Annotated in this window: 12 protein-coding genes; 7 read left to right on the top strand and 5 right to left on the bottom strand. The window is 36.4% G+C overall.

Annotated features, from left to right (window positions below):
- The first annotated feature begins 6 nt into the window (after window positions 1-6).
- Entirely contained in the window at window positions 7-675 is a 669-nt protein-coding gene (fsa, locus tag AC4NPH_RS05795; RefSeq protein WP_098196385.1) for a fructose-6-phosphate aldolase, read from the top strand.
- Window positions 676-737: 62 nt separating this feature from the next.
- Here fsa and AC4NPH_RS05790 read toward each other — a convergent pair whose 3' ends face one another.
- Window positions 738-1,631 carry a sigma-70 RNA polymerase sigma factor region 4 domain-containing protein gene (locus AC4NPH_RS05790; protein WP_098196386.1) on the bottom strand — a complete coding sequence of 298 codons (894 nt, stop codon included), beginning with the start codon at window positions 1,629-1,631 and terminating at the stop codon, window positions 738-740.
- Window positions 1,632-1,932: 301 nt separating this feature from the next.
- Between AC4NPH_RS05790 and AC4NPH_RS05785 the strand changes: the two genes are divergently transcribed.
- On the top strand, window positions 1,933-2,457 hold the full coding sequence (locus tag AC4NPH_RS05785) for a DinB family protein (RefSeq protein WP_098196387.1): 525 nt from the start codon (window positions 1,933-1,935) through the stop codon (window positions 2,455-2,457).
- A 189-nt stretch (window positions 2,458-2,646) separates the two neighbouring features.
- On the top strand, window positions 2,647-3,702 hold the full coding sequence (locus AC4NPH_RS05780) for an aldose epimerase family protein (protein ID WP_013056561.1): 1,056 nt from the start codon (window positions 2,647-2,649) through the stop codon (window positions 3,700-3,702).
- Window positions 3,703-3,764: 62 nt separating this feature from the next.
- On the opposite strand, the gene AC4NPH_RS05775 is transcribed toward AC4NPH_RS05780, so the two are convergent.
- The gene (locus tag AC4NPH_RS05775) at window positions 3,765-3,890 is read right to left on the bottom strand and encodes a hypothetical protein (RefSeq protein ID WP_013056562.1); all 126 of its coding nucleotides are present in this window, start codon (window positions 3,888-3,890) and stop codon (window positions 3,765-3,767) included.
- 65 nt (window positions 3,891-3,955) lie between these two features.
- Window positions 3,956-4,378 (bottom strand): CBS domain-containing protein, encoded by a 423-nt coding sequence (locus AC4NPH_RS05770; RefSeq protein WP_013056563.1) that lies wholly within the window; start codon window positions 4,376-4,378, stop codon window positions 3,956-3,958.
- A 216-nt stretch (window positions 4,379-4,594) separates the two neighbouring features.
- Between AC4NPH_RS05770 and AC4NPH_RS05765 the strand changes: the two genes are divergently transcribed.
- Window positions 4,595-5,059: a hypothetical protein gene (locus tag AC4NPH_RS05765; RefSeq protein ID WP_098196389.1), complete on the top strand. Its 465-nt coding sequence runs from the start codon at window positions 4,595-4,597 to the stop codon at window positions 5,057-5,059.
- A gap of 178 nt (window positions 5,060-5,237) precedes the next feature.
- On the opposite strand, the gene AC4NPH_RS05760 is transcribed toward AC4NPH_RS05765, so the two are convergent.
- Window positions 5,238-6,470 carry a cytochrome P450 gene (locus tag AC4NPH_RS05760; protein WP_029321191.1) on the bottom strand — a complete coding sequence of 411 codons (1,233 nt, stop codon included), beginning with the start codon at window positions 6,468-6,470 and terminating at the stop codon, window positions 5,238-5,240.
- Between the two features lie 266 nt (window positions 6,471-6,736).
- On the opposite strand from AC4NPH_RS05760, the gene AC4NPH_RS05755 reads away from it, so the two are divergent.
- On the top strand, window positions 6,737-7,633 hold the full coding sequence (locus tag AC4NPH_RS05755; RefSeq protein WP_013056566.1) for a TetR/AcrR family transcriptional regulator: 897 nt from the start codon (window positions 6,737-6,739) through the stop codon (window positions 7,631-7,633).
- A gap of 264 nt (window positions 7,634-7,897) precedes the next feature.
- Here AC4NPH_RS05755 and xylR read toward each other — a convergent pair whose 3' ends face one another.
- Entirely contained in the window at window positions 7,898-9,055 is a 1,158-nt protein-coding gene (gene xylR, locus AC4NPH_RS05750) for a transcriptional repressor XylR (RefSeq protein ID WP_491938734.1), read from the bottom strand.
- Window positions 9,056-9,289: 234 nt separating this feature from the next.
- Here xylR and xylA point away from each other — a divergent pair, with 234 nt between their 5' ends.
- Both xylA and xylB read left to right on the top strand, forming a co-directional pair.
- Window positions 9,290-10,627, top strand: coding sequence for a xylose isomerase (gene xylA / locus AC4NPH_RS05745; RefSeq protein ID WP_013056568.1), 1,338 nt, complete (start codon window positions 9,290-9,292; stop codon window positions 10,625-10,627).
- 58 nt (window positions 10,628-10,685) lie between these two features.
- Entirely contained in the window at window positions 10,686-12,188 is a 1,503-nt protein-coding gene (gene xylB / locus AC4NPH_RS05740) for a xylulokinase (RefSeq protein WP_098196390.1), read from the top strand.
- Window positions 12,189-12,445 lie beyond the last annotated feature (257 nt).

Raw genomic sequence — 12,445 nt, 5'->3', positions numbered from 1 at the left:
AGTGAGATGAAATTTTTTATTGATACAGCAAACCTTGAGGATATTAAGAAAGCATACAAAGTAGGTGTTCTAGCTGGTGTGACAACAAATCCATCTTTAGTAGCAAAAGAAGGCGTAAGATTTGAAGACCGTATCGAAGAAATTCTTCAAATGGTACCGGAAGTTGAATCCGTTTCTGCTGAAGTAACGCCTGACGCACTTTCTGCTGAAGACATGATTGCTCAAGCTGAAGAACTGATTAAAATTAACGACGGAGATAAAAACATTACGATTAAGCTGCCTATGACATTAGCTGGCTTGGAAGCGACACGTTACCTTGCAAAAAAAGGCGTAAAAACAAATGTAACCCTTATCTTTACAGTAAACCAAGCGCTTTTAGCAGCTCGTGCTGGAGCGACGTATGTTTCTCCATTTTTAGGACGTCTTGATGATATTTCAGAAGACGGAGTACAGCTGGTATCTAAAATTGCTGAGTTATTCCGCGTTCAAAACATCGACTCTCAAATTATTGCGGCATCTGTAAGACATCCGGATCATGTAACGCGTGTAGCACTTGCAGGAGCTCATATTGCCACAATTCCATACGCTGTTATTGAGCAATTAGCAAAACATCCGTTAACTGACCAAGGAATGGAAAAATTTTCAGCAGATTGGGAAAAAGCAGTTAAAGCTTAACAAAAAGTCATATCAATAAAAAAGCTTGGAGTAAGCATAGCTTATTCCAAGCTTTTTATCGTTTAACTAACTAGTTTCTTTTTACGTAAACGCTCTAAGCGTCGCTGCACGCTATTTTTCGAACGCCCGAGCAGCTGCCCAATTTCTCGCTGATTGCGCTTTTCCTGATAAAACATACGCCACAATCTGGCATCTTCTTCTGCTGTCCACTTTTTATGCTCGTATTTAGGGCGCTTTACATAGTCTAGTTTTCTTTGTTCATTCACCCACGCTGGTTCTGGAATAAGCGTATTTTTAGGTATTTTAAAAAAGTTAAGGCACGATTTATTTTGTTCAGCCCACTTCCAAAAAGATTGAATGTCAATTCCCATAAATGTTCTGGTCTTGGCAATGATCATTTTGTACGGTAGATTCTCTTTATGAATCCACTTGTAAATTGTATGAACATCTACTTCAAGGCAGGCTGCTAGTTCACACGCTGTAATATGTCCTACGTGTGCTTTGGCTCCATACACTTCTAAACGGTTCAACCTCGATTCTAGCGCTTGCACACTTCGCTGTAATTTAGCTGATATGTGTGAAAGAGGTTTTACCCCGTAATACCTTAGCAAATATTCGTCTTCTTGCAGCGTCCATCTTCGCATCGCCGTTTTTCGTGTTAGTCCCAAAACTTTTATGCGCGTAGCAATAGAAGAAGGACTTCTGCCTAAGGAATGTGCCATTTCACGGTTATTCATGATATCAATGTTCTCCTGCAAAAAAGCATCTTGTTCAAGCGTCCATTTTTTACGTAAAGCTGTATCCGAAGCACGAAGATTTAATCGAGTAAGTCGTTTATTAACCGATTCCTTGCTTCTATGTAAATGCTTACCCATCTCTTGAAGCGTCATAGCACCATAGTGTTGGATAAGAAATCTATCTTCTTCTTTTGTCCATCGCTTTTGATTTTTACTCACTGTTGTCTCACTCCAATTCACACGAAAAGCTCAAGATGAAAAAGTTGCTAGCAATCTATTTTACGAATGAGCAGTGCCTATTCAGACTGATACTCACTGCGTTTTAGTCTATATATATTTTATCATATTTCTAGAGAAAAACCAAACGTGTGTTCTTGTTTTGTTTTAGTCATCATAAAAGGAATTAGAAAAATAGTTGGCTCCTTTAATAGAAGCGAATTATGGTAAAATTGACTATAATCTCTAAAGGATTTACATAACTGATAGCTCAGCATCATTACGTTGAGAAAGGGGAATTGATATGAATTTTAATTTAAAAGAAGCGATTGAAATACTTGAGCATACGCCACAAACACTTGAAAAACTTTTGTCTGGTCTATCTGCAGGGTGGCTGCAATGCAATGAAGGAGAAGGAACGTGGAATACCTCCGAAGTCATAGAACATTTAATAGAAGCAGAAAAAAACAATTGGATACCAAGGCTAGAATTTATCCTTCAAAAAGGAAAAGAGGGAGCTTTTCCTCCGTTTGACCGCTATGCCCATTTAAACAAGGAATCTGCTAGTTCTATTGAAGAGAAGCTTCTTGAATTCAAAAAAATAAGAATACAGAATTTACATCAACTAAAGCTGCTAGTTAAGCATGAAAAGCACCTTGAAGTGAGAGGAGAACACCCGGCGTTTGGGGAAGTAAAAGTCAGAGAGTTGCTCTCGACTTGGGTTGCTCATGATTTAACCCATATTGCGCAAATTGTTCGAGTAATGGCAGAACGATATAGAGAAGATGTAGGACCTTGGGAAGAATACTTAGGAATACTAAAGAAATAGCAATGACACACAGTGGCCAGCCTTTATCATTCAAGCTTGAATTAAGAAATGTACACGATTACAATAAAATGAGAATAATGAAGATTCAGGAAGTATTGCAGAGGGAACTATAACAACATATCCGATGTTTATAACATGTAGGGTCCGTTAAGCAATTTACGAATAAAAAGAGGATTGGACTGATTAAAAGTGAAAGTGAACTCAGAGAAATTTGGCGAACTAAACAATCAAGCTGTACATGCTTATACCTTATTAAATGATGAAGGGCTTAAAATCACCTGCCTTGACTATGGATGTGTGATATCAAATATTGAAATGCCGGATTCTGAAGGGAAGATTGAAAGTGTTGTATTGGGATTTGATTCAATAGAAGAATACCAAAAGTATTCTCCTTATTTCGGAGCTGTGGTCGGACGCGTAGCAGGGCGTATAGGTGGAGCATCGTTTGAGCTTAATAATGAAACCTATCGTCTAGAGAAAAATGAAGGAAACAACCATTTGCATGGCGGAAAAGAAGGATTCAGCCATAAGATATGGAATGCCAAAATAATTGAAGCAAGTGACCATGTAGGTGTTGAATTTACATATGTAAGTAAAGACGGAGAAGAAGGGTATCCCGGCAACCTTGAAGTGAAAGTTACGTATACATTAACGAATAAAAATGAGTTCCATATTTCTTATGAAGGAACAACAGATCAAGACACTCTTATCAATTTAACAAATCATACGTATTTCAATTTAAGCGGAAATCTAAAAGAAACGGTCTTGGATCATGTTTTGAAGCTGAAAAGTAACGAATTCTTAGAGTTGAATGATGATCTTTTACCTACTGGAGAAACGCTAAATGTCACAGGTACCCCATTTGATTTTAGAGAAGGACATAGTCTCAAGGAAGGTGTGGAATCCACACATCCGCAAAACATATTAGTGGGTAAAGGGTACGATCATCCATTTCTTTTAGAAGCAGAAGCTAAAAATCAGATGTCATTATTTGATCCTGCAAGCGGCCGCAAAATAGAAGTCAAAACGGATCAGCCTTCAGTTGTTCTCTATACGGGAAATCATCTAGACGAAGAATTCGAAATTAGAGGAGTTCACTCAGAGAAATACCTCGGTGTTTGCCTAGAAACACAAGGTTTACCGGACGCTATTCATCATAAGCATTTTCCTTCTTGTGTATTAAAGCCCGGTGAAAAGTATGAAGCATATACTCACTATACATTTATAACTGATCGCAGCCTGTAACAAAACGGGATGATAAAAAGGATTACAAACGAGCCTCTGCCAATTGTAATCCTTTTTTATTGTTACTTTTTCTTTTGGCTTTTTGCACGATTAGCGTCAAGCTCAGCTGCATATTCTTCTTGAGACTTTCCTTGCTTTTGACTCTCAGACTGAATCTTTTTAAATTTGTTATCGTTTAAATTTGGCATGTTAGCACCTCCTTGCAGACAGGGTTATTTTGTACAAGCATTAAGGATTTATATGCTGAAAAGTTTTAATGAACTTGATTAGAAATTTCGCTTAATGCTGCACCGGCTTCATCAACATATACGTTAACCGTCGCAAGGTCGCCGATTGCACAGATTCCAACCATATTATTATTCTCCACTACAATAATGCGGCGAATTTGATGGTCAGCCATCATACGTGCACACTCGTGAATATCCGTATCCGGAGAACACGTAATTACATCTTTGGTCATACAATCATGGCAATGCACAGTGTTGCAATCTTTTCCATCCGCCACGCAGTTTAATACGATATCACGGTCTGTGATCATTCCCATTACTCGATTTTCTTGACACACCGGCACAGAACCACAATTAATATCACGCATTAATTTTGCAGCTGCTGTTACTGGGTCGTGCGGTGCACAAGCTTTCACATCTTTAGTCATAACTTCACGTACTGTAGTCATCTTTATTTCCTCCTTTTAAACATTCACCTCCGTATTTTCTCCATGCACATGCAGAATATGAGAATCAATAATTTCCTGAAAGCAAAAAATCTTGTAATAAAAGGCGAATAAAAGAATTAACGCAGTGTAATAAACACATAAAAAAGAGCCTATTACACAAACTAAAAAGAATATGATTTAGCTTACATTTTCGTAACGGCAGAAGTTGGGTACATAATGAAAGGAAAGTTAACGCTTTTGGCAGTACTTTTATTGCCTTGGCTGTCTACAGTAAAAGTTGATAAATTTGTCTTTAAAAGATACCTACCTGTTTTGACATTTAGTTCATTAGTTATTGCTTTTATCAGTGAGTTATCTAAAAGCTTTACATGGTGGAAAGTGAGGAAACCTCTTTTCCCTAAACTTTCAAGCGATATTTCTTTTATATTTGGACCGTTTTTTATAGCTAATTTTTGGGTATTCAAGTTGACCTATGGGAATTTCAAAAAATATTTGCTGATTAACGTTCTATTTGACTATCTATTTGCTTATCCTTTGACCAGTCTGGCAGAAAAACTGAAGGTATACAAAATGGTAAACATGACGCGTTTTCAACTTTTTGTGATCTCGATTGCGACTGCTCTTATTAATTATTTGTATCAGTATTTTATAGAAGATGTATTAAGGCAGAGAAGACAATAGCTGATATTTCGTTAACCGGCTCATCGTCACTTAAATTTCGATACTGTCAGCTTTAAATCATATTAAAGGCCTCCTAAACTTGGTACATAAATAATTAAACGAGATAATAAAAGAAAAGAGAAACATGAGAGAAGATAAACCTCTTTCACGTTTCTCTACTTTGGCATGCACATAGACTTTATCTGTACACCGTCATCGGCAAATATGTTAAAGATTGCCCCGTAGCTGAAGCTGTTAAATGCGACTCTAATTCAAAATCTTCAAATGGTTCGATGTGAGAAAAGGCCTCTAAAAATGCTTCTAATATGATTGTCATTTCAAGTCTAGCAAGAGGGGCGCCTAAACAAAAATGAGGTCCGTTTCCGAATGTTAAGTGCTTTTTATTAGTTGGACGGTGAATATCTACAGAAAAAGGGGTTTTAAACATATTTTCATCCATATTACATGCACTCATCCACGCAATAACCACATCTCCTTTTTTTAGCTTAACGCCTAATAAATCGTTATCTTGTTTAACCGTCCGATCTCGTCTGGAGATGTGAAACCGATATCGAAGCATTTCTTCTACTGCTTTTGGAGCTAATTCTCTATTGTTTCTCAGCTCGCTGTATAACGACTCGTCGTCATATAAAAAAGAATAAAACATATTTGCAATAGCGTGACTTGTGGTTTCAACGCCTGCACCTAAAAGCAGCATGGTAGCGTGTACAATTTCTTCATCTGTGAATGTTTCACCATCAACTTCGGCTTGAATTAAGTCTGAGATAATATCATCAGAAAGGTTGGAGCGCTTTTCAATGACAATCGGGTAGAGGTATTGAAAATATTCAGCTCCTGCACGTTGCTTTTCTTGTTCAATCTTTTCTAATCTTTCTTGGTCATAAGGCTGAAACAGAATATCTACCCATTTTTTGAACTGATATCGGTCTTTTACCGGTACGCCAAATAGATCTGCTATAACTAAACTAGGAAAAGGAGAAGATAAATCGTCAACAATATCAATAGTTAAATTCTTTTGTATCGCTTCTACAAGCTCTGCTGCAATTTGTTTGATTCGCGGTTCCCAGTTCTTTAAACTGCGAGGAGTAAAGGCTGCAGCAAGCAAAGATCGCGCTTTCCGGTGGTCAGGAGGATCTAAGTTTGTAAGATTGGTAATTGGAGATGTGCTTTTTTTCTTACTATTATCTCCAACAAAAATAGTGGTTCTTTGTCCATCGCTTGAAAAAAATTCGTAGTTGCTCAAGACTTGTTTAACATGGTCGTATTGGAATACATTCCAGGTGTTTGTTTCTTCATGAAAATAAACAGGGTGGTTGTTCAGCATTTCTTTATACCATTGGATAGGGAAAAACTCTTCTGCACGTGATTGGAATTTTGGAATTTCTGTAACGGGAATGACTTCTTTGTTCATATGATCTTATTCCTCCTTCAGAATAGGTATAAATTTGGAATCTACTAGCTACATAGCGCTTAGTAGTTGTCACTTGCTAGATCAATAATTACTTTGTTGAATTACCTATACTATTAGTACGCTTTTATACTTAGTGTATAAAAGTGTACTAATAGTATATAATTATTTTTATTTATTTATCAAGGAAAAAGGATAAAGTTCACGTAAGAAAAGGCAGATAAGTTATACTAAATAAAAAGTAAATTGTAAACAGAGGAGTAGCAGCAATGAATCAAAAACAGCTCGATATTTTAGGGCATACGCACCAGCTTTTTATGGAAAAAGGATACGTAGACACTTCGGTACAAGATATATTAGAAAGAAGCGGTATTTCAAAAGGAACATTTTATAAATATTTTTCATCTAAAAGCGAACTGCTTCTCTCATTACTTTCGTCTTTGCAAGAATCACTTATTCTACAAAGAGAAAAAGTAGCCATTAAATATAAAGGAGATAATCAGAAGCTATTTGAAGAGCAGATAATTTTTATGCTGAGCTTTGCAGAGCAAAACAAAATTCCTGAAATGATTGAAAGTACACTCGTTTTAAATGAGGTCAAAACATTTCAATATATAGAGGAGTTAAAAGCAGCAACATTCAACTGGATATATGAACGCTTTCAGGAGATTTTCCCCTCTAAGACTTCTCCTTATTTATTTGATGGAGCTGTGCTGCTAGAAGGAATGCTTAACAATATATTTAAAATGAATAAAGCACTAAACTATCCATTGCCTATTGAACAAATTGTCCGTTATTGTATGAAGCGTATAGAGGAAATCGTAATCGAAGTAGCAGAACAAAAAGAACAGTTATTTAATCCTTCCGTTTACTCTGCGGTATTTAATGAGAAAACAGAAAGTCATTTTTCGACTGAGCTTACGCGCGTAACCGCGAAGTTAAAACGGGTGATTGAAAATAAACTAATAAATGAAGAGGAACAAAAGAAGGGTCTGGAATTTGTGACGTTTATATCTGATGAATTACTGCAAAATGATACGGAGCCTCGCACATTTATTATTCAGAGCTCTCTTTTATCGCTAGAGAAAATCAATACTCTCGCACAGACCAAAGAGTTAGAGGAATATAAGGAAGTCATAACTACTCTGACAAGACATGCTTCATAATTTGAAAAGCAGGTAAACTAACCTAAAAGGCAAGACTCTCCGTAATTTAGAAAAAAGCAGGTTGCCAATAACATATAAACAGCCAGTTGCCGTTATGATAGGTGACTGGCTGCATGGGATGAAAAAGGTGGTGGAGACAGACATAACACTCTTATTAGAAGAGGGTAATTCTTTCCCTTTTATAGAAAATCAATTAATCGAAAATAGCTGCTTCATTCTTAAGATCAAACGTGATATAGTTTGCTAACCTTTGCGTTCACTTAACTAACTTATAGGGGTAACACTTAAAAAAGAATCAATAACGATAGAAACCGCTCCTAACGCAGGTGCATTTTTTCCTAACGAAGAAGGCAATAATTCACATTTATTGTCTAAATGAGAATGGACTCTAGAAGAAACTTCGTTTTTAATCGTATTTAAAACAATGGGATGAGATTCAATTATATGATTTCTCAAGATAACAGCTTCTACATCAAATGTATTAAGAATATTAGTTAATCCAATTCCGATATAAAAGCCAAAGTTTTGAAGTGCATTTAACATTTCTACATCATTTTTATTTGCGCGTTCCACAATCTCTTTTCGAGAAATATTCTTTTCTTCTTTAGAGAGCGAAGCCAGTAACGCTTTTTCAGAAGCATATAATTCCCAACAGCCTCGATTTCCACAGCTACATTTGGGGCCATTAAAATCTATCGTCATATGACCCATTTCCCCAGAAAAACCCTGAACACCTTTATACAATTCGTTGTTAATAACAAGTCCAGTTCCAATTCCGACATTAATACTGATGTAAACGATGTTTTCATAGTTTTTTGTTATACCAAATACTTTTTCACCGTATGCTCCTGCATTAGCTTCATTTTCAACAAAAACCGGAACATTAAACTCACTTTCAATTAAAAACTGCAAATCTTTGATATTCCAATTTAAGTTAGGCATAAAAATAATTTGCTGATGACGATCTACAAGACCTGGAACACAAATTCCTATTCCCACTAGACCATAAGGGGACTCAGGCATATGGGTTACAAAACCATGAATAAGTGCAAATAAAATCTCTTTTACTTCACTAGCGGAAGAACTAGACAAGTCAGAAGTCTTCTCAAGAATAATATTTCCTTCTAAGTCGGTTAGAATTCCGTTAAGATAGTCGACTCCTATATCGATACCGATCGAGTAGCCTGCATTCTTATTAAAAACAAGCATTACAGGTCTTCTGCCGCCTCTGGATTGCCCTGCCCCAATTTCAAAAATAAAATCTTTTTCAAGCAGTGTATTTACTTGAGAGGAGACAGTAGACTTGTTTAATCCTGTAATCTCCGAGAGAGTTGCCCTGGAGATAGGGGAGTTCTTTAAAATTTCATCTAATATTAATTTTTGATTCATTTTTTTTACTAAAGCTTGATCTGCAATTTGAATAATAACCACTCCTTTGTTTATCTATCGAACTAAGTTGGCGTTTTATGAAGCTTTAATTAGATATTTAAAAGTATCTTACCTAATATTATAACTAAATTTTCTAAAAAAAACATTGAAATAAACATTTATTTTGTATATGATGAAATAAAGTTAGTTTATTGGATAAACAAACTAACCGAATTAAGATAGTTATTGGATAAACTTGTTCACTTAAATCAAAGGGGGAAATGACAAATGGTCCAAACTAGTACTAATAAAATTAATTATTTTGAAAGCGCAAACAAAGTTTTATACGAAGGTAAAGATTCTAAAAATCCTTTAGCTTTTAAATACTATAACCCTGACGAAGTAGTAGGCGGTAAAACGATGAAAGATCAGCTGCGTTTTTCTGTTGCTTACTGGCACACGTTTACAGCAGATGGGACGGATCCTTTTGGTGCAGCTACTATGCAAAGATCTTGGGATAGATATGATGGAATGGATTTAGCAAAAGCGAGAGTTGAGGCAGCTTTTCAACTTTTTGAAACATTAAATGTTCCATTCTTCGCATTTCATGATCGAGACGTTGCTCCTGAGGGCAGTACGTTGCAAGAAACAAATAAAAATCTTGATGTTATCGTCACTATGATCAAAGAATACATGCAAACAAGTAACGTAAAGTTATTATGGAACACAGCGAATATGTTTACAAATCCCCGGTTCGTTCATGGTGCAGCTACTTCTTGTAATGCAGATGTATTTGCTTATGCGGCGGCTCAAGTAAAAAAGGGGCTTGAAACAGCAAAAGAACTAGGTGCGGAAAATTATGTATTCTGGGGCGGCCGTGAGGGATATGAAACACTGCTTAACACAAATTTACAGTTAGAGTTAGATAACTTAGCCAGATTTATGTATATGGCTGTAGATTACGCAACCGAAATTGGATATACGGGACAGTTTTTAATTGAACCTAAACCTAAAGAGCCTACGACACATCAGTATGATACCGATGCAGCAACAACTATTTCATTTTTAAGACAATACGGATTAGATAAATACTTCAAACTTAATCTAGAAGCTAACCATGCAACGTTAGCTGGGCATACATTTGAACACGAATTACGAGTAGCTAGAGTACAAGGCTTATTAGGATCAGTGGATGCAAACCAAGGTGACCCTCTTTTAGGCTGGGATACAGATGAATTCCCAACGGATTTATATTCTACAACGCTAGCAATGTATGAAATCCTGCAAAATGGAGGGCTGGGCAGCGGAGGATTAAACTTTGATGCCAAAGTACGCAGAGGTTCTTTTGAACAAGACGATTTACTTTATGCTCATGTAGCAGGAATGGATGCGTTTGCTCGAGGATTGAAAGTAGCGCATAAATTAGTAGAAGATCGTGTTTTCGAAAATGTTATCAACGAGCGCTACAGCAGTTTTAAAGAGGGAATTGGGCTTGAGATTGTGGAAGGAAAAGCTAACTTCCATACACTGGAGCAGTACGCGTTTAAAAATCCGAATATTGTGAATAAATCAGGAAGACAAGAACGATTAAAGGCTATTTTAAATCAATATATTTTGGAAGTTTAAAGGACAAACGAGAGTAGAAACAATTTCTACTCTCGTTTATAAACACGGAGGTATCAAGATGAAATATGTAATTGGAATTGATCTAGGAACAAGCGCCGTAAAAACGGTTTTAGTTGATACAAAAGGCGAGATTTGCGCTGTGGTTTCTAAAAATTATCCTCTCCTTCATGAAAAAACAGGGTATAGCGAACAGAATCCAGAAGAATGGGTTCAGCAGACGGCTAGTGCTTTAAATGAATTAATTGCTAACGCTAATATAAAACCCGAAGATATAGAAGGAATTAGTTATTCTGGACAGATGCATGGCCTTGTGCTGTTGGATGAAAACTATAACCTATTACGTAATGCCATTTTGTGGAATGACACAAGAACAACAGAACAATGTCATCATCTCTATAAAGTGATTGGAGAAAAACGTCTTTTAGAAATAACAAAAAACCAGGCTTTAGAAGGATTTACTCTTCCTAAGTTATTGTGGGTAAAAGAGTATGAACCGGAGATATTTGAAAAAACAGCTGTATTTATGTTGCCCAAAGACTATTTGCGTTTTAAGATGACTGGCTTTATTCATAGTGAATATTCAGATGCTGCCGGTACATTATTATTAAACATCAGCAAGAAAAAATGGGATGGTGAGCTTTGCCAATTAGTAGGAGTCAATATTAACCTTTGTCCGCCACTAGTCGAATCTAGTGAATGCATAGGCAATATTAGTGAATCGTTCTCTCAAAAAACGGGATTAGCTACTTCAACAAAAGTATTTGCAGGTGGAGCTGATAATGCTTGCGGAGCAATTGGCGCCGGCATTTTATCGCCAGGAGAAACACTGTGTAGCATTGGGACATCGGGGGTTGTTCTTTCTTATGAGGAACGAAACGATAGAGACTTTAATGGAAGAGTCCATTATTTTAATCATGGAAAAGAAAATGCCTTTTATACGATGGGCGTTACGCTATCTGCGGGTCACAGTTTAAGCTGGTTTAAGGAGAATTTCGCAGAAAAAGACACGTTTGAAGAATTGTTGGCTGACCTAAAAAATGTACCAATTGGCTCAAACGGCCTTTTATTTACCCCTTACTTAGTTGGGGAACGTACACCGCATGCAGATGCTACGATTCGCGGAAGTTTTATAGGAATGGACGCTTCTCATAAAAAGAGCGACTTTACGCGAGCGGTTATTGAAGGTATTACGTTTTCATTAAATGAATCAATTGAAATCTTTCGAGAAAACGGAAAGGAAATTACGTCTATTGTATCAATTGGCGGAGGAGCAAAAAATGATCATTGGCTTCAAATTCAAGCAGACGTTTTTAATGCAAAAATTGTAAAGTTATCTACTGAACAAGGCCCGGCGTTAGGAGCAGCCATGCTAGCAGCTTATGGCTGTGGCTGGTATAACTCATTGGAAGAGTGTGCAAACGTATTTATTACGTCTTCAAAAACATATTATCCTAACGCAGAACATGTACAAGTCTATAAACAGCTTTATGAATTATATAAAGAAGTCTACCTTCAAACAAACGACTTAAGTAAAAAGCTAGGCGAATTTAAAAGGAAGTAATAGGTTGCAAAACATGCAACCTTACTTTAAAAAGGAGCTTCATATGAAAGTAGCTGGTATCAATTGATTATGGTTGTATATCGATATACCTGACACAAAAGGAAGTATAGAAAATGCTGTAGTAAGATTTGATTCAATAGAAAAATACGTACATTAGAGGGGAGGATAAGAGCAGTTAGTAGAATGGACGAAGAAAATTTCTTTTGTGTTCCAAGGATTTGAAAACGCATTCAAATAAGTGGGAACTCAGTTAGAAA

Source organism: Priestia sp. MDV22-iso46, from assembly GCF_058629175.1.
The sequence above is the reverse complement of the archived record's forward strand: the minus strand, read 5'-3'. Positions and strand labels throughout refer to the sequence as shown.